Annotated in this window: 25 protein-coding genes; 10 read left to right on the forward strand and 15 right to left on the reverse strand. The window is 69.6% G+C overall.

The window, feature by feature from the left end:
- Positions 1–1,427, reverse strand: a 1,427-nt coding sequence (ubiB, locus tag AX685_RS13335; RefSeq protein WP_066489464.1) for a 2-polyprenylphenol 6-hydroxylase, incomplete at its 3' end; no start/stop codon positions are given.
- Complete coding sequence (locus AX685_RS13340; protein WP_066489470.1) at positions 1,424–2,155, reverse strand: class I SAM-dependent methyltransferase; 732 nt, start codon at positions 2,153–2,155, stop codon at positions 1,424–1,426. The genes AX685_RS13340 and ubiB, both read right to left, overlap by 4 nt.
- A 46-nt stretch (positions 2,156–2,201) precedes the next feature.
- On the opposite strand from AX685_RS13340, the gene mutM reads away from it, so the two are divergent.
- The 3 genes from mutM to dnaA all read left to right on the forward strand — a co-directional run bounded on the left by mutM (position 2,202) and on the right by dnaA (position 5,252).
- Positions 2,202–3,017 carry a bifunctional DNA-formamidopyrimidine glycosylase/DNA-(apurinic or apyrimidinic site) lyase gene (mutM, locus tag AX685_RS13345; protein ID WP_066489473.1) on the forward strand — a complete coding sequence of 272 codons (816 nt, stop codon included), beginning with the start codon at positions 2,202–2,204 and terminating at the stop codon, positions 3,015–3,017.
- Positions 3,018–3,114: 97 nt separating this feature from the next.
- Positions 3,115–3,378, forward strand: a complete 264-nt coding sequence (gene rpsT / locus AX685_RS13350) for a 30S ribosomal protein S20 (RefSeq protein ID WP_066489475.1) — start codon at positions 3,115–3,117, stop codon at positions 3,376–3,378.
- A 449-nt stretch (positions 3,379–3,827) separates the two neighbouring features.
- Complete coding sequence (gene dnaA, locus AX685_RS13355) at positions 3,828–5,252, forward strand: chromosomal replication initiator protein DnaA (RefSeq protein WP_066489477.1); 1,425 nt, start codon at positions 3,828–3,830, stop codon at positions 5,250–5,252.
- A 16-nt stretch (positions 5,253–5,268) separates the two neighbouring features.
- Here the strand turns inward: dnaA and AX685_RS13360 are convergent, their stop codons facing one another.
- The 5 genes from AX685_RS13360 to secB all read right to left on the reverse strand — a co-directional run bounded on the left by AX685_RS13360 (position 5,269) and on the right by secB (position 9,566).
- Complete coding sequence (locus tag AX685_RS13360) at positions 5,269–5,559, reverse strand: PspC domain-containing protein (RefSeq protein ID WP_066489479.1); 291 nt, start codon at positions 5,557–5,559, stop codon at positions 5,269–5,271.
- Between the two features lie 187 nt (positions 5,560–5,746).
- A complete protein-coding gene (locus AX685_RS13365) occupies positions 5,747–6,301 on the reverse strand; it encodes a DUF922 domain-containing protein (protein ID WP_082740909.1) in 555 nt (184 codons plus the stop codon).
- A gap of 125 nt (positions 6,302–6,426) precedes the next feature.
- Positions 6,427–7,434, reverse strand: coding sequence for a tryptophan--tRNA ligase (trpS, locus tag AX685_RS13370; RefSeq protein WP_066489520.1), 1,008 nt, complete (start codon positions 7,432–7,434; stop codon positions 6,427–6,429).
- 5 nt (positions 7,435–7,439) lie between these two features.
- Positions 7,440–9,029, reverse strand: coding sequence for a murein biosynthesis integral membrane protein MurJ (gene murJ, locus AX685_RS13375; protein WP_066489486.1), 1,590 nt, complete (start codon positions 9,027–9,029; stop codon positions 7,440–7,442).
- 27 nt (positions 9,030–9,056) lie between these two features.
- Positions 9,057–9,566: a protein-export chaperone SecB gene (secB, locus tag AX685_RS13380; RefSeq protein WP_066489488.1), complete on the reverse strand. Its 510-nt coding sequence runs from the start codon at positions 9,564–9,566 to the stop codon at positions 9,057–9,059.
- Positions 9,567–9,723: 157 nt separating this feature from the next.
- Between secB and AX685_RS13385 the strand changes: the two genes are divergently transcribed.
- The 4 genes from AX685_RS13385 (at position 9,724) to AX685_RS13400 (ending at position 13,955) form a co-directional block, all read left to right on the forward strand.
- The gene (locus AX685_RS13385) at positions 9,724–10,368 is read left to right on the forward strand and encodes a Tim44/TimA family putative adaptor protein (protein WP_156445805.1); all 645 of its coding nucleotides are present in this window, start codon (positions 9,724–9,726) and stop codon (positions 10,366–10,368) included.
- A gap of 33 nt (positions 10,369–10,401) precedes the next feature.
- On the forward strand, positions 10,402–11,718 hold the full coding sequence (mltA, locus tag AX685_RS13390; protein ID WP_082740912.1) for a murein transglycosylase A: 1,317 nt from the start codon (positions 10,402–10,404) through the stop codon (positions 11,716–11,718).
- Positions 11,693–12,241, forward strand: a complete 549-nt coding sequence (locus AX685_RS13395; RefSeq protein WP_066489521.1) for a Smr/MutS family protein — start codon at positions 11,693–11,695, stop codon at positions 12,239–12,241. The genes mltA and AX685_RS13395 overlap by 26 nt, the downstream gene beginning before the upstream one ends.
- Positions 12,242–12,350: 109 nt before the next feature.
- The gene (locus AX685_RS13400; protein ID WP_066489490.1) at positions 12,351–13,955 is read left to right on the forward strand and encodes a putative bifunctional diguanylate cyclase/phosphodiesterase; all 1,605 of its coding nucleotides are present in this window, start codon (positions 12,351–12,353) and stop codon (positions 13,953–13,955) included.
- Here the strand turns inward: AX685_RS13400 and dapE are convergent.
- The gene (dapE, locus tag AX685_RS13405; protein ID WP_066489492.1) at positions 13,930–15,054 is read right to left on the reverse strand and encodes a succinyl-diaminopimelate desuccinylase; all 1,125 of its coding nucleotides are present in this window, start codon (positions 15,052–15,054) and stop codon (positions 13,930–13,932) included. The two genes, AX685_RS13400 and dapE, sit on opposite strands and share 26 nt — an antisense overlap.
- A gap of 14 nt (positions 15,055–15,068) precedes the next feature.
- Here dapE and AX685_RS13410 point away from each other — a divergent pair, with 14 nt between their 5' ends.
- Entirely contained in the window at positions 15,069–15,503 is a 435-nt protein-coding gene (locus tag AX685_RS13410) for a cupin domain-containing protein (RefSeq protein ID WP_066489494.1), read from the forward strand.
- Between the two features lie 8 nt (positions 15,504–15,511).
- Here the strand turns inward: AX685_RS13410 and AX685_RS13415 are convergent, their stop codons facing one another.
- The gene (locus tag AX685_RS13415; RefSeq protein ID WP_066489496.1) at positions 15,512–16,174 is read right to left on the reverse strand and encodes a glutathione S-transferase family protein; all 663 of its coding nucleotides are present in this window, start codon (positions 16,172–16,174) and stop codon (positions 15,512–15,514) included.
- Positions 16,175–16,345: 171 nt separating this feature from the next.
- On the opposite strand from AX685_RS13415, the gene AX685_RS21685 reads away from it, so the two are divergent.
- Positions 16,346–16,513 (forward strand): hypothetical protein, encoded by a 168-nt coding sequence (locus AX685_RS21685; RefSeq protein ID WP_156445806.1) that lies wholly within the window; start codon positions 16,346–16,348, stop codon positions 16,511–16,513.
- Between the two features lie 21 nt (positions 16,514–16,534).
- Here AX685_RS21685 and yihA read toward each other — a convergent pair whose 3' ends face one another.
- The 6 genes from yihA to AX685_RS13445 all read right to left on the reverse strand — a co-directional run bounded on the left by yihA (position 16,535) and on the right by AX685_RS13445 (position 20,043).
- Positions 16,535–17,191 (reverse strand): ribosome biogenesis GTP-binding protein YihA/YsxC, encoded by a 657-nt coding sequence (gene yihA / locus AX685_RS13420; protein ID WP_066489502.1) that lies wholly within the window; start codon positions 17,189–17,191, stop codon positions 16,535–16,537.
- 26 nt (positions 17,192–17,217) lie between these two features.
- A complete protein-coding gene (gene yidC, locus AX685_RS13425; protein ID WP_066489504.1) occupies positions 17,218–18,921 on the reverse strand; it encodes a membrane protein insertase YidC in 1,704 nt (567 codons plus the stop codon).
- A 19-nt stretch (positions 18,922–18,940) separates the two neighbouring features.
- Positions 18,941–19,153: a membrane protein insertion efficiency factor YidD gene (yidD, locus tag AX685_RS13430; RefSeq protein WP_066489505.1), complete on the reverse strand. Its 213-nt coding sequence runs from the start codon at positions 19,151–19,153 to the stop codon at positions 18,941–18,943.
- On the reverse strand, positions 19,150–19,509 hold the full coding sequence (rnpA, locus tag AX685_RS13435) for a ribonuclease P protein component (protein WP_066489506.1): 360 nt from the start codon (positions 19,507–19,509) through the stop codon (positions 19,150–19,152). Before rnpA ends, yidD begins: the two co-directional genes overlap by 4 nt.
- A gap of 26 nt (positions 19,510–19,535) precedes the next feature.
- Positions 19,536–19,670 (reverse strand): 50S ribosomal protein L34, encoded by a 135-nt coding sequence (rpmH, locus tag AX685_RS13440; protein ID WP_028056723.1) that lies wholly within the window; start codon positions 19,668–19,670, stop codon positions 19,536–19,538.
- A gap of 85 nt (positions 19,671–19,755) precedes the next feature.
- Entirely contained in the window at positions 19,756–20,043 is a 288-nt protein-coding gene (locus AX685_RS13445; RefSeq protein WP_231738866.1) for a hypothetical protein, read from the reverse strand.
- Positions 20,044–20,133: 90 nt separating this feature from the next.
- Here AX685_RS13445 and AX685_RS13450 point away from each other — a divergent pair, with 90 nt between their 5' ends.
- Positions 20,134–21,642, forward strand: coding sequence for a YifB family Mg chelatase-like AAA ATPase (locus AX685_RS13450; protein ID WP_066489508.1), 1,509 nt, complete (start codon positions 20,134–20,136; stop codon positions 21,640–21,642).
- Positions 21,643–21,765 lie beyond the last annotated feature (123 nt).

Genomic DNA, 21,765 nt, shown 5'->3' on the forward strand with positions numbered 1-21,765 from the left:
CCGCCGGATCGAGGCGCGCCGCCGGGGGCGGGGAAGCGCGCCTCGATCCGGCGGACCAGATCGGGGAGCCGCGCGAGCGTGCGCACATCGGCGACGAGCCGGTCGGCGATCGCCGCTTCCGGCCCCAGTTCGGTGCGGATCCAGTCCTCCACCAGCGGCGCGGCGGTGACCCACAGGTTGATGTCGGGATCGAGCGCGGTCGCCACGCCCTCCACCATCACCATCGTCTTTTGCAGCAGCAGCAGGTGCGGCTGCGTCACCATGTCGAAATCGCGGGTGATGCCGAACAGCCCGTCCAGCATCATGCCGATCGACATGTCCTTGACCGGCAGGCCGCGCATCGGCTCCCCCACCGCCCGCAGCGCGGTGGCGAATTCCTCCACGCTGTGGTGCGCGGGGACATATTGCGCCTCGAAATGGATTTCGGCGACGCGGCGATAGTCGCCGGTGATGAGGCCGTAGAGGATTTCCGCCAGCCACACTCGCGCGCGCCGGTCGATCCGCCCCATGATCCCGAAATCGATCGCGGCGACGCGGTTGCCCGGCAGCGCGAACAGATTGCCCTGGTGCATGTCGGCATGGAAGAAGCCGTCGGCGATCGCCTGTCGCAGGAAGGCGTGGACCAGCGTACGCGCGATCGCGGGCAGATCGTAGCCCGCGGCGACCAGCGCGGCGCGGTTCGACAGCTTGATCCCGTCGATCCATTCGATCGTCAGCACGCGGCCGGTGGTGCGCGCCCAGTCGACCGCGGGGACGACGAAGTCCGGCTCCGCCGTCATCGTCTCGGCCAGTTCGGACGCCGACGCGGCCTCGCGCGTGAAGTTCAGCTCTCGCGCGGTCCAGCGCTTGAACGTTTCGATGACCAGCCGCGGTTGCAGCCGGGCGATTTCTCCGCCCATCGGCTCCACCTGTGCCGCGGCCCATTCATAGGTGTCGATCGCGCGGGCGAAGTCATCCTCGACGCCGGGGCGCAGCACCTTGACCGCGACGTGGCGGCCGTCGGTGGTGATCGCGCGGTGGACCTGCGCGATCGAGGCGGCGCCGACCGGCTGTTCGTCGATCTGCGCGAACAGCGTGTCGAGCGGGCGGCCGAAGCTTTGCTGCATCACCGCGCGAATCGCCTCGAACGGGACCGGCGGCACCGCGTCCTGAAGGCGCAGCAGGTCGGTCGCCGCCGCCTCGCCGACGATGTCGGGGCGGGTGGCGAGCGTTTGACCCAGCTTGATCGCGGCCGGGCCCAGCGCCTCGAACGCATCGGCGTAGCGCGGCACGTCGGGAACGCGCGCGCCCAGCCGCGCCAGCCGCAGCAGCCGGCGCAGGTTGGCGGGCGTGTGCGGATCGCGCTCGATCCCGCGCAGCGCGCCGTGCCGCGCCAGCGTGCGGCCCCATTTCAGGAGCCGCCAGGTGTGGACGATCGGGGAGGTCAAATCTTCCAGCCGCTGTGGATCGCGACCAGCCCGCCCAGCATCGGTTCGACGCGCGTCTGCACGAACCCGGCGTCCTCGATCATCCGCTTGAACGTCGGCATGTCCGGGAAGCGGCGGATCGATTCGACCAGATAGCGATAGCTGTCGGCATCCTGCGCCAGCAGTTGCCCCAGCTTCGGCACCAGACGATGCGAATAGGCGTCGTAGACCTCCGCGAAGCCGGGCCACAGCGTGGTCGAGAATTCGAGGCAGAAGAACCGCCCGCCGCGTCGCAGGACACGGTGCGCCTCACGCAAGGCGGCGGGGATGTCGGTCACGTTGCGGATGCCGAACGCGATCGTATAGGCGTCGAAGAAGCGGTCGGGGAAGGTCAGCACCTCGGCATTCGCCTCGGTCCACACCAGCCCGTCGATGCCGCGCTGCTGCGCGCGGCCGATCCCGACCTCCAGCATCTCCGGGTTGATGTCCGCGACTGTCACCGACGCGCCGCTCGCCGCCAGTCGGAACGCGATGTCGCCGGTGCCGCCGGCCATGTCGAGGATCTGTTCGCCCTCGCGCGGCTTCACGCGGCGGACGAAGCGGTCCTTCCACAATCGGTGCATCCCGCCCGACATGGCATCGTTCATCACATCGTAGCGGCTGGCCACGCTGGAAAAGACGCCGCGGACGCGGGCGGTCTTTTCGACAGGGGAGACATCTTCGTAACCGAAGGACACGGTATCGCTCATGCGCCACGCTCTAGCGAGGCGCGGGCCGAGCGGCTAGGGGGCGGACATGCCGGAATTGCCAGAGGTGGAAACGACCGTGCGCGGGCTGGCCCCCGTGCTCGACGGGCAGGTGCTGACGCTGGTCGCGCCGCGGCGCGGCGACCTGCGCCGTCCGTTTCCGGCTGACCTGCGCCAGCGGCTGACCGGCGCGCGCGTGACCGGGCTGTCGCGGCGCGCCAAATACGGGCTGGTCGCGACAGACCGCGACGATACGATGATCTTCCACCTGGGCATGTCAGGGCGGTGGCGCGTCGATCCGGCGGAGATCCTGCCGCACGATCACCTGCTGATCGAAACGGGCGCGGGGCGGCGGCTGGCGCTCAACGATCCGCGGCGGTTCGGATCGGTGGACCTGTCGCCGACCGCGCAGCTGCCCGACTTTCCCGCGTTCGCCGCGCTGGGGCCCGAGCCGCTGGGCGCGGACTTCACCGCCGCGCATCTGGCGCGGGTGCTGGCGGGCAAGCGGGTGTCGATCAAGCTGGCGCTGCTGGACCAGCGGATCGTCGCCGGGCTGGGCAACATCTATGTCTGCGAGGCGCTGTACCACGCGCGAATCGCGCCGCAGCGCGCCGCGGGCGAGATATCGCGCGCGCGGCTGGAACGGCTGGTCGTCGCGGTGCGCGACGTGCTGCTGTCGGCGATCGACGCGGGCGGATCGAGCCTGCGCGACTATGCGCGGCCCGATGGCGAGCTGGGCTATTTTTCCAAGCAGTTCGCGGTCTACGGCCGGGAAGGCCAGCCGTGCGGATGCGGCGGGACGGTGGCGCGCTATGCGGAAGGGGGACGTTCCACCTTCTGGTGTCCGGCGTGCCAGAAACGTTGACGCGCGCCGCCAGTCTCGCTATGGGCGGCGCCTTCGAGGGCCAACGGGTCATCCGCTGCGCCCTTTTTCATCGTTTCGAACAGATCAGAGGACGTTCATGGCGAATACGCCGCAAGCCAAGAAGCGCATCCGTCGCAACGAGCGTCGGGCCGAAATCAACGGTATCCGTGTCGGCCGTATCCGCACCTTCGTGAAGAAGGTCGAAGCGGCGCTGGCGTCGGGTGACAAGGCGGCGGCGGCGACCGCGCTGCAGGCGGCCCAGCCGGAGCTTGCGCGCGGTGTGGCCAAGGGCGTGCTTCACAAGAACACCGCCTCGCGCAAGTTCGCGCGGCTGACCAAGCGCGTGTCCGCGCTGGCCTGATCCGTCATCACTGACGGTGGAAAACGCCCGCCGGGTTCGTCCCGGCGGGCGTTTTCGCGTGCGCGCGGCCCGCGCCGACGGACGGTTGCGGCGACCCCGCGGCGGAACAAAATGCCACCGCTTCGAAAGCCCCGGAATTCTCGCGATTCGCGATCGGCCGCTTTCGCGCCTCCTCAATATCGTCCAATGAAAACAAGTGGTTATCAGAAATTCGACGGATTTGTGCGGCTCATGACGAGTCAATGCGCTTTATTTCGTTTTTGTGTCCGCCAGCGGGCTTGATCGACTCACGCCGCTGTTCCTAATCCTGTGCTCCCGACGACGACCGTCGTTCCGGGAACAGGGTAACGTCTGATGACGACCGCGATGTATTCGCGGGCCGGGGGAAGATTGTTTTGTCGACGTGGGACGGCGCAGGCAGCGGGCTTGCGCCGGCGGAGGAGTAGTGCGTGGCGTCAGAGCGGGATCAGGATGGCGGGACGAGCGCATTGGCACAGGCATGGGCCTGCGTCCGCGCGAACCTGCGCCTGTCCGCCGGTGCGCGGCTGTTCGATCAGTGGCTGGCGCCGATCGCGCTGGTCGATGGCGCGGACACGCAGGACATCCGCCTGACGCTGCCGTCCGCGTTCATGACCACCTGGGTCAAGAGCCACTATGCTGACCGGCTGTTGCATGAATTCCGCGCGGTGCTGCCGGGCGTGCGCAGCGTAGAGATCGACACGGCGCCGCGCGCGGCCTCGGTGCAGGTGATCGCCGCCCCGGTGGCCACATCCGCGCCCGTTCCCGCGCCGGTCGCGGTGGCGCCGGTCGCCGCCGCCCCGATCGTGCAGGACGCCGGCGAGGCGGGGGAGCGCCCGGCGCTCGACCCGCGGCTGACGTTCGACCGGTTCGTGGTCGACCCGTCGAACATGGTCGCGCTGAACGCCGCGCGCGCGCTGGCGCAGCCGGGGCCGGTGCGGTTCAGCCCGCTGTTCCTCCACGGCGGCACCGGGCAGGGCAAGACCCACCTGATGAACGCGATCGCGCACGATTTCCTGGCGTCGCACCCGAACGCGCGGGTGATGCTGATGTCGGCCGAGCGGTTCATGTTCGAATTCGTCGCGGCGATGCGCGCGCGCGACACGTTCGCGTTCAAGGCGCGGCTGCGCAGCTGCGACCTGCTGCTGATCGACGATCTGCAGTTCATCGCCGGCAAGGACGCGACGCAGGAGGAATTCTTCCACACCGTCAACGAGATCATGGCGGCGGGCAAGCGGCTGGTGATCGCCGCCGACCGCGCGCCACAGGCGCTGGACGGGGTCGAGCCGCGCATCCTGGGGCGGCTGTCGGCGGGGCTGGTTGCGGATATCCGACCGTCTTCGCCCGAACTGCGCCGGGCGGTGCTGCTGCGCCGCATCGCCGATATGCCCGACGTGAAGGTGCCGGCCGAGGTGATCGAGATGCTGGCGTCGCGCATCACCAGTAGCATCCGCGAGCTGGAGGGAGCGCTGACCCGCGTCACCGCTTATGCGATGCTGACCGGCGAGACGATCGACATGGCGTTCGCGCAGGCGACGCTGGGCGACATGCTGCGCGGCGCGCAGCGGCGCGTGACGATCGACCAGATCCAGAAGGCGGTCGCCGACCATTTCGAGATGAAGCCGCTGGACCTGGTATCGGCCCGCCGCGCGCGCGCGGTGGCGCGTCCGCGGCAGATCGCGATGTACCTGGCCAAGCGGCTGACCACCCGCTCGCTGCCCGAGATCGGCCGCAAGTTCGGCGGGCGCGACCATTCGACGGTGATCCATGCGGTGCGCCGGATCGAGGAATTGCGCGACACCGACCGCGACGTCGACGGCGCGGTGCGCGTCCTGCTGGGCCAGCTGGAAGGCTGACCCGGCGCGGCGGCGCTCAGGCCGCCTGTCGGAATTCCGCAGCGGGCAGCGGCGCGGTTTCCACGACCGCGCCCGCGGTGACCGGTTCTGCTGCGCTCGCGCGGCGGCGCGAGGGCGCGATCAGGCGGCTGACCAGCACCAGCAGGCCGAGCGCGGCATAGGCCATCAGCACATGTTCGAGATCGAACAGCAGCGCCACGGCGAAGCCGATGCGGAGCCACAGCGGGTTGAACCCGAAATCCTCTCCCAGCGCGGCGCACACGCCGAACAGATGATCCTTGGGGGCAGGGTGGGTCGTGGCGGTCATGATGGCGAACTCCGTTGCTGCGCATCGCTAAGCAGGCGGCGTGCCAATTTCGTTAAGCTACGGAATCATAAGGCATCGTGCCCCGGCCCGCGGGAGCAACGGGTCGCCCGTAGGCGCGGCGCGCCAGATGTTGGCAAGCCACGCCGGTGCTCCGCGCCGGGTCGGTCGTCGCCGATGACCGCTCCGCTCAGCGCAACGGCGTGATGATATCCGCGCCGTGACGGGTCGCCTTGTCATAGGCGACGTCATGTTCACCGATCTTGCGCAGCGCTGCCATGCCGGCCTCCTTGATGCGGTCACATCCCGCGGCATTCAGCGCGTCGGCCACGTCGCCGCGATGATCCCAAGCGTAGCGGACGTGACCGTCCTCATGCGCCAGCAACGTCGCGCGGAACCGGTCAAACCGCTCGCGGACCCTGGCGGGCACGTCGGTATCCGCAAGGCGGGGTACGGTGACGACCGCGGAGAAGAGGATATCGTCGAGCGTCGCGCTGCAACGGCCGGTCGCATCGCGCCGCCAGCGCCAGCTGATGTTCCAGCGGGACAGGCCATCGACCCGCGTGCCGTCATTGGGATCGGTCGGGCGCGCGGCGTCGATCGACCGGCGGATCGCTGCGATGCTGCGACCGCTGACCGCATATTCCTCGATCCGCACATGGGGGACACCCTCGAACGCGGCAGTCGAGCCTTCGAGCGCCACGAGTGGGACGAGAAGGGTGGAAACGGCGAGGGCGATCTGCATCGCACCGCAGACTAGCCGCCGCGTCGGGGGAGGCAAGCCGGGCTGGGGCCGATCGCGGCACCGCACCTGACGGCCTTTCCCTGCAACCCAGAACCGTCGCCAGGGATATCGACCGTCGCGCGGCCCTACACCAGCAGCCCCATCGCCTCCTGTGTGCGCCGCAGCATCGGGGCGGCGAGGGTTGCGGCCTTTTCCGCGCCGTCGCGCAGGATCGCGTCGATCGCGCTGCGATCCGCCAGCAGGCGCAGCATCTCGTCGCGGATCGGCGCGAGCTTCGCGACCGCCAGATCGGCGAGCGCGGGCTTGAACTGGCCGAAGCCCTTTCCGGCAAATTCGCCCAGCACGTCGTCGGGCGTGCGATCCGCCAGCGCGGCGAAGATGGTGACGAGGTTGCGCGCCTCGGCCCGGTCCGCCAGCTCCGCCATGGTGGCGGGGAGCAGGTCGGGGTCGGTCTTGGCCTTGCGGAACTTGTCGGCGATCGTGTCGTCCGAATCGACCAGCTTGACCAGCGACTGTTCGGACGGGTTCGACTTGGACATTTTCGCCGACGCATCGCGCAGCGACATGATCCGCGGCGCGGCGGCGCTGACCAGCGGTTCGGGCAGGGTGAACAGCTCGGTCGCATAGTCGTTGTTGAACTTCGTCGCGATATCGCGCGCCAGCTCCAGATGCTGTTTCTGGTCCTCGCCCACGGGCACATGCGTGGCGTTGTAGAGCAGCACGTCGGCGGCCATCAGGACCGGATAGTCGTACAGGCCGACGCTGGCGCCCTCGCGGTTCTTGCCCGCCTTGTCCTTGAACTGCGTCATGCGGTTCAGCCAGCCGACCCGCGCGACATTGTTGAGCAGCCACGACAGCTCGCTGTGCGCGGGCACGCGCGCCTGATTGAACAGGATCGAGCGCGCCGGGTCGATCCCGGCGGCGACCAGGGTCGCGGTCATCTCCACGCTATTCTCGCGCAGCTGATCGGGCGCGATCCATTCGGTCAGGCCGTGGAGGTCGGCGATGAAATACATCGTCTCGCCGCCCGACGACTGGATATCGTCCTGCATCGCCACCCACTGCTTCACCGCGCCGAGGTAGTTGCCGAGGTGAAGGTTGCCGGTCGGCTTGATACCGGAAACGACGCGCATGTTGGTCATCGGGACGTGGCTCTGCGACGAAGGAGGGAACGAAGGTCCGCCACGCGGAAGGCGCCGGTGGCGAAGCAGGCGAGGACATAGATGGCGACGCCCGCGCCGACCAGCCCCGTCAGGGCGAGGCCGCGCCGCACGAGCGCGCCGGTCAGGAACGGATCGACGAACGGCGTGACCAGCAGCAGCGACGCGCCCATCAGCAGCGCGGCGAGGATCAGCCGCGGCACCTTGCGTTTCACCTGCGGATCAAGCGCGAAATGCCCGCGGCGCGACAGGACGACGTACAGCGAGGCAACGTTGACCGTGGAGGCGAGCGCGGTTGCCAGCGGCGGGCCGATCTGCCCGATGTTCCAATGCGCCAGCGTCGGGATGAGGATGAGGTTGCCGACCAGGTTGATCGCCACCGACCAGAGCGCGAGGCGCACCGGCGTTTTCGTATCGGCGCGCGCGTAGAAGCCGGGGGTCAGCACCTTGACCAGCACGTAGCTGGGCAGCCCGATCGAGAAGGCGGCGAGCGCCTGCGCCGCGCGGGTCGTGTCGGCGGGGCCGAACGCACCGTGCTGGAACAGTCCGCGCACGATCGGTTCGGCGGCGAAGACGAACGCGGCGGTGGCGGGCAGGGTGAGGAACAGCGCCAGTTCCAGCCCGCGGTTCTGCGTCTCCATCGCCTCTGCCTCGCGGCCCTCCGACAGGAGGCGCGAGACGACCGGCAGCAGGATCGTGCCCAGACCGATGCCGATCAGCCCGAGCGGCAACTGGTTGAGCCGGTCGGCATAATAGATCGCCGAGATCGATCCCGCCGACAGCAGCCCGCCGGCCAGCGCGGTGGAGATGGCGAGGTTGATCTGCGCCGCGCCCGCGCCGGTGGCGGCGGGCACGATCAGCTTAAGCATCTGCTTCACGTCATCGTCGATGCGCGGGCGCCGCAGCCGCAGGCTGACCCCGGCGCGCCGGCACGCCCACCACAGCCAGGCGAGTTGCAGCACGCCGCCGACGGTGACCGAAACCGCCTGCGCCCGCGCGGTGGCATAGGGATCACCGCCGTGGAAGAAGATCAGCGCGCTCACCATCGCGACGTTGAGCAGGATCGGCGCGGCGGCATTGACCCAGAAACGGTGCAGCGAATTGAGGATCCCGCCTAGCAGCGAGACCAGCGAGATCAGCAAGAGATAGGGGATGGTGAAGCGCGACAGCATCACCGCGAAGGCGAATTGCTCCGCGCTGGGATGCTGGCGCTCGAACCCGCCGGACAGCGCCCAGGTGATCGGCCAGGCGGCGATCAGCATCGCGGCGGTGAAGATCAGCAGCACCGGCAGCAGCAGCGCCAGCGCGCGCTCCGCGAAATCGACCCCCGCCGCCGTCCCGCCGCCCTCGGCCACCTTGCGGTTGAACAGCGGGATGAACGCGGCGGAAAAGGCGCCCTCCGCGAACAGCGCGCGGAACATGTTGGGCAGGCGGAACGCGACGAAGAAGGCGTCGGATGCGAAGCCCGCACCGACATAGCTGGCCTGCAACGTATCGCGGACGAGCGCGAGCACGCGGCTGGCGAGCGTCAGCCCGCCGACCGAGCCCAGCGCCTTGACGAGGTTCATGCCGAGCGCCCGCCGCGACGATCGCGATCAGGCGTGGCCGACCTCGTCACCGAACTGGATGCCCTGGGCCTGCGCCTGCTGGAGGAACAAGGCGTTGAAGTCGATCGGCTCCAGCAGCAGCGGCGGGAAGCCGCCGTCGCGGATCGCATCGGCGACGACGCGGCGCGCGAACGGGAACAGCAGGCGCGGGCCTTCGCCCAGCAGGAATGGCTGGACATGCTCGGCCGGCACGTTGCGCAGCCCGAACAGCCCGGCATAGGACAGTTCGGCGATGAACGCGGTCTTCCCCGCGGAGGTGGCACGCACCTCGATCTTCAGCGTCACTTCGTGGACTTCGTCACCGACCTGCGCGGCGGCGATGTCGAACTGGACGTTGATTTCGGGCGGCTGCTGTTCCTGGAAGATCGCCGGGGCGTTCGGATTTTCGAACGACAGGTCCTTCACATATTGCGAGATCAGCCCGGCCGCCGGCGCGGTGTCGGCGCCGTTCGCCAGCGGTTCGCCGCCGGTGGCGTTCGGATAGCCCTGTTCGTCCATTTCTCGTCCCTTCGCATGGCGGCACGCCCGGTCCGGCGGGCGGCGCGTAAGTGACGGGCGGTTAGCAGCGCGACCGGCGGGATACAATGCGAGCGTCGATGATTTGAAAGTCGGCGCGCCGACGCCTATGTGATACCTCCAGCATAGTGGAGTTGCCGTGTTCTACGTTGTCGTACTCGCCATGGTCGCGGCCTTCCTGGCGCTGCGCCTGTATTCGGTGCTGGGAAAGCGCGGCGGGCACGAACAGCCCCTGCCGCGCGCCGCCGAGGAGCGGGTTGCCGCGCCGGTGATGCCGCGCCCCGTCGATGCCGCGCCCGACGTGCGCGAGCCGGCGGCTCGCCCGTTCGAGGGGGCTGCCGAAGCCGGGCTGCGCGCGATCGTACAGGCCGAGCCGGGGTTCGACGTGGCCCGTTTCGTCGAAGGGGCGAAGGGCGCGTACCGTATGGTGCTGGAGGCGTTCTGGCGCGGCGACGAACAGGCGCTGCGCGCGCTGGTGACCGACGACGTCTTCGCCAGTTTCTCCCAGGCGATCGCCGAGCGGCGCGAGGCCGGGCATGTGCTGGACAACCGGCTGGTGACGATCGAACGGGCGGTGATCTCCGCCGCGTCGGTGCAGAACGGCGAGGCGCGGATCACGGTGCGGTTCGATGCGGACATCGCCGCGGTGACGCGCGATGGCGAGGGACAGGTGATCGCCGGTTCCACCAGCGACGCGATCGAAACCCATGACGAATGGACGTTCGTGCGCACGATGCGCAGCACCGATCCCAACTGGCTGCTCGCCGACACCGACGAGGCGTAGAACGACCCGCGGGCGCGGCGACAAGGGGGATCGATGACGAGAAGCGGGATGATCGCGCTGGCGGGGGCGCTGGCGCTAGGCGGTTGCGTGGGCAGTGGCACGCTGCCCGATACGACCGGGAACGCGCCCCCGCCGCGCGCCGCCACGACCCGCCCCTGGACGCCATCGCATATCCCCGTCCGCCAGCCGACGCCTTCCGTCCCGCTTCCACCGGTGGCGGGCGGCGCGATCCCCACGGCCGCGACCAACGCGGCGGCGGCGGGGCTGATGCGCGGTCCCGACGCGCTGAGTCTGCCGTTCGATTCGACGCAGGCGGCGGGGGCGCTCGCGGCGTTCCGCGTGAGCTGCCCCAGCCTGATCGTCCGCGCCGACACCTCCGGGCTGGCGAACGGGGCCGACTGGCAGCCGGCCTGCGCCGCCGCGGCGCAGACCGCGCCGCGCGATGCCGCGGCCTTCTTCCAGCGGTGGTTCGAGCCGGTGCAGGTCGGCGACGGCCGCGCCTTCGCCACCGGTTATTACATCCCGGAGATCGCCGGATCCCGCGAGTCGCGGCCCGGCTATGCGCCGATCTACGCGCGGCCGGACGATCTGGTCGACGTCGATCTGGGGGCCTTTTCCCCGGCGCTGGCGGGCAAGTCGATCCGCGGGCGCGTGGCGGGACGCAAGCTGGTGCCCTATTACGATCGCACCGCGATCGAACAGGGCGCGCTGAACGGGCGCGCGCGCATCCTTGGCTATGCGGTCGATCCGGTCGAGCTGTTCTTCCTGCAGGTGCAGGGATCGGGGCTGGTGCGGATGCCGGACGGGTCGATCCTGCGCATCGGTTACGACAGCCAGAACGGCCGCGACTACACCGGCATCGGCGCGCTGATGAAGAGCCGCGGGCTGCTCCAGCCGGGGCAGACGTCGATGCAGGGGATCGTCGCCTGGCTGCACGCCCATCCCGAGGAAGGGCGCGCGATCATGCGCGAGAACAAGAGCTACGTGTTCTTCCGCGAACTGTCGGGCGCGCCGCTCGGGGCGCTGGGCCTGCCGGTCAGCGGCGGCGCTACCGTCGCCGCGGACCCGGCGTTCATTCCGCTGGGCGCACCGGTGTTCCTGTCGATGGACCGCGCCGACGCCAATGGCGTGTGGATCGCGCAGGATACCGGCGGCGCGATCAAGGGCGCCAACCGCGTCGATACCTTCTGGGGCGCGGGCGAGGAGGCACGTGCGATCGCGGGCGGGATGAGCGCGCGCGGCACCGCTTTCGTGCTGCTGCCGATCGGCAGTTACGACCGCTGGCTGGCGCGCGGCGGCAGTGCGGCGGCAACCGGAGGCAGCGGTGGCGGGTCGACGCCTCGGCGCTGACGAGGAGGCGTTGTGGGCGCGGGTGCGCGCAACGGTGCGCGCCCTGCCGGGACGGCGTAGCGCCGAGTCGGCCACGGCGGCACCGCCGTCGCTGCCCGCACCACGGCCACCGCGCGTCGCGGCGCCGGCAACGGCACCCGTCGCATCCTTTCCCACGCGCGTGCCCGGCCACACGCTGGACGGTGGCTGGGATCGGCGTCTTGCCAGCGGGGTGGTCGCGCCCGACCGGACGATCGATCTGCACGGCCACACGCTGTCGTCCGCCCACGCCGCGCTGGACCGCGGGGTGGCGCAGGCGATCGCACACGGCGACCGCGTGATCTTGCTGGTGACGGGGAAGCCGCCACGCCCCGACAGCCACCGCCCGCACGCGCGCGGTGCGATCCGCGCGTCGATCGAAGACTGGTTGCGGCTGTCGCGCCATGCCGGGGCGATCGCGGCGATCCGCGGCGCCCATCCCCGCCACGGCGGTTCGGGCGCGCTTTACGTCATTCTTCGCCGGCCGCGCGCGACCAACTCTTAACCTTTTGCTGTCAAACCCCTGCGCCACTGCCACGACGGTTGGTGACGAGGGGGCCGCGACATCAATGGTGATTGCCGGGCATAGAAAGCTGACATTGCTCGGCCTGGGAATGACGACCGCGCTCGTCTTGCCGCTGGTTGCGGCGATCGCAATGCCCGATCATCGGCTGGACCATATGCTGATCGCGACCCTGCCGTTCATGGCGGTCGGCTGGCTGATGACGGTGTACTGGCTGGTGCGGGTGCGCAGCGGCATTTCGGCGGTGGTCGCACGCGTGGAAACCGCGGCGGGCGGCGATCTGACGACGCCGATCCCGGCGGAGGCCGCGGCGATCACCCCGAAGCTGGCCTATGCGATCGATACGCTGTTCGCGCGGCTTCGCGACGATCTGTCGCAGGCCAACGACAGCGCGGCACGCGATCCGCTGACCGGGCTGGCAAGCCGTTCGCATTTCCTGCGCGAGGTCGACGAGATGATCGAGCGGATGCCGGGCGATGGCGGCGCGGCGCTGTTCTTCGTCGACCTCGATCGGTTCAAGGCGATCAACGACACGCGCGGCCATGCCTGCGGCGACCGACTGCTGGCGAAGGTGGCTGACCGGCTGCGCGCGATCACCTCCACCGTGTGCCCGGACGGATCGCTGATCGGGCGGCTGGCTGGCGACGAATTCACGCTGATGTGCCCCACGCTGGACGACGATGCGACCATCGACACGATCGGGCAGGCGATCCTGTCGACGCTGGAGGCGCCGTTCGCGATCGACGGCGCGTCGATCGCGGTGGGCGCGTCGGTTGGCGTGGCGCGCTATCCCGACCATGGCGCGACGTTGCGTGACCTGATGGCCGCGGCGGATGCGGCGATGTACCATTCGAAGGCGGGCGGGCGCGGGCGCGTGTCGCAATATGATGCGAAGCTGGCGTCCGAGCTGGACGACCGCAACCGGCTGGACCGCGAGTTGCGCGCCGCCGTCCGCCAGGAGCAGTTCGCGCTGGCGTTCCAGCCGCAGATCGCGCTGGCCGACGGCGCGCTGCTGGTGAGCGAGGCGCTGCTGCGCTGGCGCCACCCGACGCAGGGGCTGCGCCCGGCGGCCGAATTCCTGTCGCGTGCCGAGATCACCGGGCAGATGGGCGCGATCAGCGACTGGGTGGCTCACCATGCCGCCGACACCGCCGCGCGCTGGCACAGAGAGGGGCGGGCGGGGCGACTGGCGCTGAACGTCGGGCGTCAGCAGGTGGACGACACGGAATTCCTGACGCGGTTGATGGAAGCGTTCCTGGAGGCGCGCGCGCCGCTCGCGCGGCTGGAGGTGGAATTGCCCGAAAGCGTCGCCATGTCCTGTTCGCGTGCGGCGCTGGACATGCTCGCGACGTTGCGGCGCGCGGGGGCGCGGATCACGATCGACGATTTCGGGATCGGCGAATCGAACGTCCAGCGGCTGCGTGCGCTGCCGGTCGACCGGATCAAGCTGGACCGCGTGCTGGTGCGCGACGTGGCGGTCGATCACGGCGCGCGCACGATCCTGCACGCGCTGGTCGGGCTGGTGCATGGCCTGGGGTGCGACGCGGTGGCGGAAGGTGTGGAAACCGACGCGCAGATCGACGTGCTGCGCGTGATGGGGTGCGACGCGATCCAGGGCTATGCCGTGGCGCGCCCGATGGAGGACGAGGCGCTGGCGCGGTGGATCGGCCTCAACGCGGCGCGAGCGCGCGCGTGACGATGCCGGTGTAGATCCGGGTCAGCTGTTCCAGATCGGCGATCGCCACCGCCTCGTCCGCCTTGTGCATCGTGGCGTTGATGAGGCCGAATTCCACCACCGGGCACAGGGCGCGCAGGAAGCGCGCGTCGGACGTGCCGCCGGTGGTCGACAGATCGGGGACGCGGCCCGTTTCCGCCTCGATCGCGGCGGATATCAGCGCGGACAGCGCGCCCGGCTCGGTCAGGAACGCCTCACCGGAGATGCGCGGGGTGACGATCGCCTCGGGCGCGTGCGCACGGGCGATCGCGGCGATCCGTTCGGCCAGCGCCGCGCCGGTGTGCCGGTCGTTGAAGCGGATGCTGATCCGCGCGCCGGCGCGTGCCGGGATCACGTTGGTGGCGGGATTGCCGACGGTGATGTCGGTGATCTCCAGGTTCGACGGCTGGAACCAGTCGGTGCCGTCGTCCAGCACCAGCGCGTCCAGATCGCGCAGGATCGCCACGAGCCGCGGGATCGGATTGTCGGCCAGATGCGGGTAGGCGACATGCCCCTGGCGCCCGGGCACGTCGATCCAGATGTTGACCGATCCGCGCCGGCCGACCTTCACCATATCCCCCAGTGCGGCGACGCTGGTCGGTTCGCCGACGACGCACATGTCGGGGGCGATCGCGCGTGCACGCATCCGTTCGATCAGCGCGACGGTGCCGAACGTCGCCGGCCCTTCCTCGTCGCCCGTGATGATGAGGGTGAGGCGCCCGGTATCGGGGGCGTGCCGGATCGCGGCGACGAAGGCGGCGATCGCCCCTTTCATATCCACCGCGCCGCGCCCGTGAAGCAGCCCGCCGCGCACGTCGGGGACGAACGGCCCGGCGGTCCAGCCATCGCCCGGCGGGACCACGTCGACATGCCCGGCGAAGGCGAGGTGCGGGCCGGAATCGCCACGGGTGGCCAGCAGGTTCTCGACCGGGCCGTCCGGCGCCTCGCCCGCGACGAACCGCTCCACCGCGAAGCCGAGCGGGACGAGTGCCGCCTCCAGCACGTCGAACACACGGCCGCGGGCGGGCGTTACGCTGTCGGCGGCGATCAGATCGCTTGCCAATCGGACGACATCGATCATGTTCGGAGGTTCCCGTGCCCAAAATCGTGCTCGACACCATCCCGCCGGCGGAAGGCAGCGACTATCCCGAACCGTTCGCGGCGGCCGCCTCCGACCGCCTCGTCCGCGACCTGTCGTCGGCGGCCGGGCTGCGCGATATCGTCGCGACGCATGTCGTGGTGCCGCCAGGCGGCTGGTCGTCGCAGCGGCACTGGCACGAGGGGGAGGACGAGATCGTCGTCATCCTGTCCGGCGCGGCCGTGCTGGTCGACGATCATGGCACCCATCCGATGCGCGCCGGCGACATCGCGGTGTTTCCCAAGGGGGACGGCAACGCGCACCACCTGCGCAACGACGGCGACGAACCGTGCGTGCCTTTCGCGGTCAGCCGGCCCGAGGCGTCGACCGTTCATTACCCGGATATCGCGATGCGCTGGCACCCCGATACGGGCTATTCCCGCGAATCGTAGATGCGGCATCAGGCGAGCGGCTGCTCGAACTTCTCGATCACCCATTCCTCTTCCTGCGCGGCGGCGATCCAGTCCTGCAGGAAGGGGTGACCCAGCACCGCGGAGATATAGGCGAGGGCAAAGCGCGGGGCGGGCAGCGAATAGGTGACGATGCGCGTGCACACCGGCGCAAACATGATGTCGGCGGCGCCGAACGTGCCGAACAGGAAATCACCCTCGCCGCCGAACCGCGCGCGCGCGTGCGCCCACAGTTCGAACAGTCGCGCCAGATCCGCGCGCACGTCGGCGTCCGGGGGCACCGGATCGAACGCGCGGCGGATGTTCATGCTGTGCTTGCGGCGCAGCGCGACGAAGCTGGAGTGCATTTCGGCGGCCATCGACCGCGCCATCGCGCGCGCCGCATCGTCCGCCGGCCAGAAGCGGTCGCGCCCGACCTTGTCGGCGAGATAGTCGACGATCGCGAGACTGTCCCACACCACCGCGTCGCCGTCCCACAGGATCGGGACCTTGCCGGACGAAGGCGCGAACTCGGCGCCTTCGCGGCGGCGGTCCCATTCCTCGTCATAGAGGGGCACGACGACTTCCTCGAACGGCAGGCCGGACTGACGACAGGCGAGCCAGCCGCGCAGCGACCAGGAGGAATAGGCCTTGTTGCCGATGATGAGCTTCATGACCGCCGGGTTAGGCGGTGGCGCGCGGCAGGGCAACACGCGCCATGTCGTCAATTCGGGTAGCGTCGCCGCTGGTGACGCGCCCGTTAACCGCGCTTCTCCACCGGGCGGAAGAGACCCGCAGATAGCCTTTGCCCCGTCATCAGGACCATTGAGGGGGACGATCCTGCCATGCTGAACGCGACCAACGACACCATCGCCTGCACCGCATCGCTGTCGCCGCGCGCGCCCGCTTTCCTGCGGGAACCCAGCTTCGTGTTCGAGCGCCCGGTGCCGGTGCCAAGCCGTTCCGAACAGCTGCGCGCGCAGATCGTCGCGGCACAGGATATGCGGCGCTGATCCGCGGCTTCGACGCGGTCGTCAGACGATCGCGTCGAGGACCGCGGCGCGCAGTTTGGGGATGCCCATCCCCAGCTCGCTCGACGTCGCGATGATCTCCGGGTGGGCGGCGGGGTGCTTGCGCGCCTCGTCCGCGGTCGCCTGCGTCACGGCGGCCAGATCGGTCGCCTTGACCTTGTCCGCCTTGGTCAGGACCAGGCGATAGCCGACCGCCGCCTTGTCCAGCATTTCCAGCACCTCGCGATCGACATCCTTAATGCCGTGGCGACTGTCGATCAGCACCAGCGCGCGCTTGAGCACCTGCCGCCCGCGCAGATAGTCGTTCACCAGGAAGCGCCACTTCTTGACCATGTCCTTCGGCGCCTTGGCGAAGCCGTAGCCGGGCATGTCGACGAGGCGGAAGGTGAGCGGCGCGCCGACGTCGAAGAAATTCAGCTCCTGCGTGCGACCCGGCGTGACCGACGTGCGCGCCAGCGCCTTGCGCCCCGCCAGCGCGTTGAGCAGCGAGGACTTGCCGACGTTCGAGCGGCCGGCGAACGCCACCTCTGGTGCGTCGGGCGCGGGCAGAAATTGCAGCGCGGGCGCCGATTTCAGGAAGTCGATCCGCCCCGCGAACAGCCGGCGCCCCGCCTCGATCCGCGCCGCCGCGGCGGCGGCATCATCGTCGCGAACGGGCACGGGAGCGGGCTGGGGGATATCCTCGGTCACTTGGCGGCCGCTTCCTTCAGCTGCGGATGGCGGCTGTACAGGAACTTCTGCTGCGCGATCGAGACGCAGTTGGTGGTGATCCAGTAGATCTGCAGCCCGACCGCGAACGGCGCCATCACGAACATCAGCACCCACGGCAGGATCGCGAACACCTGCTGCTGGGTCGGGTCCATCTGCTGCGGGTTCAGGCGGAACTGGAAGAACATCGAGATGCCCAGCAGTACCGGCACGACGCCGATCGTCAGGAAATGCGGCAGCGTGATGGGGATATAGCCGAACAGGTTCAGGATCGTCGCGGGATCCGGGGCGGACAGATCCTTGATCCACAGGATGAACGGCTGGTGGCGCATTTCGATCGTCAGCATCAGCGCCTTGTACAACGCGTAGAAGATCGGGATCTGGATCAGGGTTGGCAGGCAGCCCGCCAGCGGATTGACCTTCTCCGCCTTGTACAGCGCCATTATCTCCTGCTGCTGGCGCTGCTTGTCGTCCTTGTAGCGTTCCTGGATGGCCTTCATCTTCGGCTGGAGCGCGCGCATCGCCGCCATGCTGGCGAACTGGCGCTGCGCGATCGGGAAGACAAGCGCGCGGATCGTCAGCGTGAGGATGATGATAGCGACGCCGAAATTGCCGATCAGGCGGAACAGCCAGTCGAGGTAATAGAAGATCGGCTTTTCGACCAGGCGGAACCAGCCCCAGTCGATCGCATAGTCCAGCTTCACTACCGCGCCGGTATCGGTGTAGCGATCGAGCAGCTTCACTTCCTTGGCCCCGGCGAACATCTTCGCGGTCTGCGTTACCTGGCGGCCGGGCGGCAGCAGCTGCGCGGCGCTGGTGAAATCGGCCTGATAGGCGTTGTTGGCGCCGGCGCGGAACTGGCCGTCGAACGCGCGTGTCTGATCGGGGACCAGCGCCGCCAGCCAGTATTTGTCGGTGAAGCCGAGCCAGCCGCCGGTGGTGGTGAAGCTGGTCGGCGCCTTGTCCACATCCGTGAAGTTCGGATTGTAGTGCGCGGCGCCGTTGCTGACCGACATGGGGCCGGTGTGGATCGTCCAGCTGTCCGGATCCTTCGACACGCCGATCCGGTTGACCAGGCCATAGGCCGCGACCGGCACCGGGGCGGTGCCGGCGTTGGCGACGGTCTGCTTCACGGTGAACAGGTAATCATTGTCGACCGCGATCTCGATCGCGAACGTCTGGCCTTTCCCGTTGGCGGCGGTCAGCGTCACGGGCGAGCGCGGGGTCAGCACCCGGGCGGAGGCCGTCCACACCGTATCGGCGGCCGGGGGCGCCAGCCCGGCGTCGCGCCAGCCGAACGAGGCGAAATAGGCATCGGGCGTACCGGCGGGCGAGAACAGCCGGATCGGCGGCGAATCCTTCGCCACCGTTTCCTTGTACCGCGTCAGCACCAGGTCATCGAGGCGCGCGCCCTTGAGGTTGATCGATCCCTTCAGCGCGGGCGTGTCGATCGCCACGCGCGGCGTTTCGGCCAGCACGACCTGGCGGCTGCGAATCGCGGCGGGCGCGTCGGCGGTCGGGTCCGCCGCCGGATTGGCGACGGGCTTGTTCTTCCCGTCGACCATCTTCGTCGCCGGCGGATTGGCCGTGGGGAAAAAGCGGCTCTGCACCAGCGGCCATCCGAACAGGATCAGCGCCGCGATCACCGCGAACAGCACGAAATTCTTGGTCTCGTCCTTCACCTGGACCCCAATTCTGTTGTCACGGCACCGGATCGTGGCCGTGCCCGCCCCATGGATGGCAGCGCGCGATACGCCGCGCGGCCAGCCATCCACCCTTTATCGCGCCATAGCGGCCAAGCGCCTCTATTGCATAGGCGGAACATGACGGCTGGAACCGGCAGGACGGCGGCAGGACCAGCGACGGCCCCAATTGCCATGCCCGCGCCAGGAGGATCAGCAGGCGGGCGATCATCGCTTGCGCGCGCCCGGCGGGCGGCGCGGCGGCAGATCCCCGGAGATCGCACGCGCCAGCGCCTTGCCGAGATCGGCGACCAGCGCCGACCAGTCGCGGTCCAGCGCCGCCGCCCGGCCGATCAGCACATGATCCGCGCCCACCATGCCCGCCGTCGGCAGCACGTCGCGCGCCAGCGCGCGGAACCGCCGCTTGATGCGGTTGCGCACCACGGCGTTGCCGATCTTCTTGGTGACGGTGATGCCGATGCGCATCGCGGGATCGTCGTCCTCGCGCGGGCGCACCAGAAGCACGAAGCCGGGCATCGGAGACCGACGCCCGGCATTCGCGGCCAGATAATCCGATCGCTTCGTCATCCGGCCGATCACGGCCGGACGCCGAATTACGCCGACAGCTTCTTGCGACCGCGCGCGCGACGCGCCCGGATCACCGCACGGCCGCCGACCGTCGCCATCCGCGCGCGGAAGCCGTGACGGCGGGCGCGCACCAGATTGCTCGGCTGAAAGGTCCGCTTCATGGTTCATATCCCGAATTCAAATGTCAAAAGGCCGCCACAAGGACGGCCCGTAGATGGCGGCGCCTAAGCGAAGTGCCGGCCAAAGTCAACGCGCCGCCGCCGCCCGGTCGCGCGCGCGCCGCCGCAGCGCGCTGCGCCGCCGCATCGCCCGATCGGCCAGCCGACCGGCGCGCGGCCAGCGCCGCTTGATCCGCGCGAACCGCACCCGCGCGGCGTGCGAATTGCGCAGTACCAGCACCAGTCCGCCCGCAAAAGCCAGCGTACCCGCCGGCCCCGGCAGCGGCGCGACGATCGGTGCGGCCAGCATCAGCAGGATGCCGGCGGACAGTTGCGCATAGCGGGAAACGGGGTGGCGAACGGCCATGGCGTCCATGTGGTATACGTGTGTTAAACCCGCAAGACAGTTCGGGCGACATTCCCAACCCTGCCAAAGCGGCTATGAACGATGCGTGACGGGGGGAACATGGTCGCGATCGTATCGACGGTAGCCTATCTGGGGCTGGAGGCGCGCAGCGTCGAGGTGCAGGTGCAGCTGATCCCCGGCCTGCCGGCGTTCAATGTCGTCGGGCTGGCGGACAAGGCGGTGGGCGAGAGCCGCGAGCGGGTGCGCGGCGCGATCGCGTCGATGGGACTGTCGCTGCCGCCCAAGCGGATCGCGGTGAACCTGTCGCCCGCCGACCTGCCCAAGGAAGGATCGCATTTCGACTTGCCGATCGCGCTCGGCCTGCTGGCGGCGATGGGCGTGGTGGATGCCGAGGCGCTGGCCGATTACGTGATCGTCGGCGAACTGGGGCTGGACGGGCGGCTGGCGCCGTCGCCGGGCGTGCTGCTGGCCGCGATCCACGCCGGGGCGGAGGGCAAGGGGCTGATCTGCCCTGCGGCGCAGGGGCCGGAGGCGGCGTGGAGCGGCGGGATCGAGGTGGTCGCCGCGCCCGACCTGCTGGGGCTGCTCAACCATCTGAAGGGGCAGGGGCTGCTCGCCGCGCCGCAACCGGGCGCGGTGAGCGAGGGCGCCCCCGGCCCCGACCTGCGCCAGGTGAAGGGGCAGGAGGTCGCCAAGCGCGCGCTGGAGATCGCCGCGGCGGGATCGCACAACCTGCTGATGGTCGGGCCGCCGGGGGCGGGCAAATCGCTGATGGCGGCGTGCCTGCCGGGCATCCTGCCGCCGCTTGACCCGGCGGAGGCGCTGGAGGTGTCGATGGTGCAGTCGGTGGCGGGCGCGTTGCCGGGCGGCACGCTGACGCGGACGCGACCGTTCCGCAGCCCCCACCATTCGGCGAGCATGGCGGCGCTGACCGGCGGCGGGCTGAAGGTGAAGCCGGGCGAGGTCAGTCTGGCGCATATGGGCGTGCTGTTCCTTGACGAACTGCCCGAATTCCAGCGCGCGGTGCTCGATTCGCTGCGCCAGCCGCTGGAGACGGGGACGGTCAGCGTCGCGCGTGCCAATGCGCATGTCACCTATCCGGCACGGGTGCAGTTGATCGCGGCGATGAACCCGTGCCGCTGCGGGCATCTGGGCGATGCGTCGCTGGCGTGCGCGCGGGCGCCGCGCTGCGCGGCGGATTACCAGGCGAAGGTGTCGGGGCCGCTGCTGGATCGCATCGACCTGCATGTCGAGGTGGAGGCGGTGAGCGCGCTAGACCTGACGCTGCCGCCGGCGGCGGAAGGATCGGCCGAGGTCGCCGCGCGCGTCGCGGCGGCGCGCGCGGTGCAGTCGGCGAGGCTGGCGGGGACGGGCGCGCGCACCAATGCCGAACTGGAGGGGGAAGTGCTGGAGCGCTTCGCGTCGCCGGACGAGGCCGGGCGCGCGCTACTGGCGCAGGCGGCAGCGGCGATGAAGCTGTCGGCGCGGGGCTATACGCGGATCCTGCGGGTGGCGCGGACGATCGCGGATCTGGCCGGTTCCGAGCAGGTTATGCGGATCCATGTTGCGGAGGCTTTGAGCTATCGGCGCCGACCTCCAACGAACTGATGGCCGCGTCGGCCCCAACCTCGGCCGTTGCTTATCTACGCAACTATGCTGTGTGTAGCGCCTACGATCGTCGATCTGGCTGGGCGGAAAGAAGGTGGGTTCGCGCAGAGACGCGGAGGCGCA

Source organism: Sphingomonas sp. CCH9-F2, from assembly GCF_001556735.1.
In the GTDB taxonomy this organism is placed as follows: domain Bacteria; phylum Pseudomonadota; class Alphaproteobacteria; order Sphingomonadales; family Sphingomonadaceae; genus Sphingomonas; species Sphingomonas ginsenosidimutans.

What these genes read in the sequence shown, in the direction of transcription:
- AX685_RS13445 (WP_231738866.1), bottom strand. Translation starts at nt 20,043, where the DNA reads ATGGACGCCATGGCCGTTCGCCACCCCGTTTCCCGCTATGCGCAACTG.
- AX685_RS13360 (WP_066489479.1), bottom strand. Translation starts at nt 5,559, where the DNA reads ATGACCGCCACGACCCACCCTGCCCCCAAGGATCATCTGTTCGGCGTG.
- AX685_RS13365 (WP_082740909.1), bottom strand. Translation starts at nt 6,301, where the DNA reads ATGCAGATCGCCCTCGCCGTTTCCACCCTTCTCGTCCCACTCGTGGCG.
- AX685_RS13340 (WP_066489470.1), bottom strand. Translation starts at nt 2,155, where the DNA reads ATGAGCGATACCGTGTCCTTCGGTTACGAAGATGTCTCCCCTGTCGAA.
- trpS (WP_066489520.1), bottom strand. Translation starts at nt 7,434, where the DNA reads ATGCGCGTCGTTTCCGGTATCAAGCCGACCGGCAACCTTCACCTCGGC.
- rpsT (WP_066489475.1), top strand. Translation starts at nt 3,115, where the DNA reads ATGGCGAATACGCCGCAAGCCAAGAAGCGCATCCGTCGCAACGAGCGT.
- rpmH (WP_028056723.1), bottom strand. Translation starts at nt 19,670, where the DNA reads ATGAAGCGGACCTTTCAGCCGAGCAATCTGGTGCGCGCCCGCCGTCAC.
- dapE (WP_066489492.1), bottom strand. Translation starts at nt 15,054, where the DNA reads ATGATCGATGTCGTCCGATTGGCAAGCGATCTGATCGCCGCCGACAGC.
- secB (WP_066489488.1), bottom strand. Translation starts at nt 9,566, where the DNA reads ATGGACGAACAGGGCTATCCGAACGCCACCGGCGGCGAACCGCTGGCG.
- AX685_RS21685 (WP_156445806.1), top strand. Translation starts at nt 16,346, where the DNA reads ATGCTGAACGCGACCAACGACACCATCGCCTGCACCGCATCGCTGTCG.
- yidD (WP_066489505.1), bottom strand. Translation starts at nt 19,153, where the DNA reads ATGATCGCCCGCCTGCTGATCCTCCTGGCGCGGGCATGGCAATTGGGG.
- mltA (WP_082740912.1), top strand. Translation starts at nt 10,402, where the DNA reads ATGACGAGAAGCGGGATGATCGCGCTGGCGGGGGCGCTGGCGCTAGGC.
- mutM (WP_066489473.1), top strand. Translation starts at nt 2,202, where the DNA reads ATGCCGGAATTGCCAGAGGTGGAAACGACCGTGCGCGGGCTGGCCCCC.
- AX685_RS13415 (WP_066489496.1), bottom strand. Translation starts at nt 16,174, where the DNA reads ATGAAGCTCATCATCGGCAACAAGGCCTATTCCTCCTGGTCGCTGCGC.
- AX685_RS13450 (WP_066489508.1), top strand. Translation starts at nt 20,134, where the DNA reads ATGGTCGCGATCGTATCGACGGTAGCCTATCTGGGGCTGGAGGCGCGC.
- AX685_RS13400 (WP_066489490.1), top strand. Translation starts at nt 12,351, where the DNA reads ATGACGACCGCGCTCGTCTTGCCGCTGGTTGCGGCGATCGCAATGCCC.
- rnpA (WP_066489506.1), bottom strand. Translation starts at nt 19,509, where the DNA reads ATGACGAAGCGATCGGATTATCTGGCCGCGAATGCCGGGCGTCGGTCT.
- murJ (WP_066489486.1), bottom strand. Translation starts at nt 9,029, where the DNA reads ATGAACCTCGTCAAGGCGCTGGGCTCGGTCGGCGGGCTGACGCTCGCC.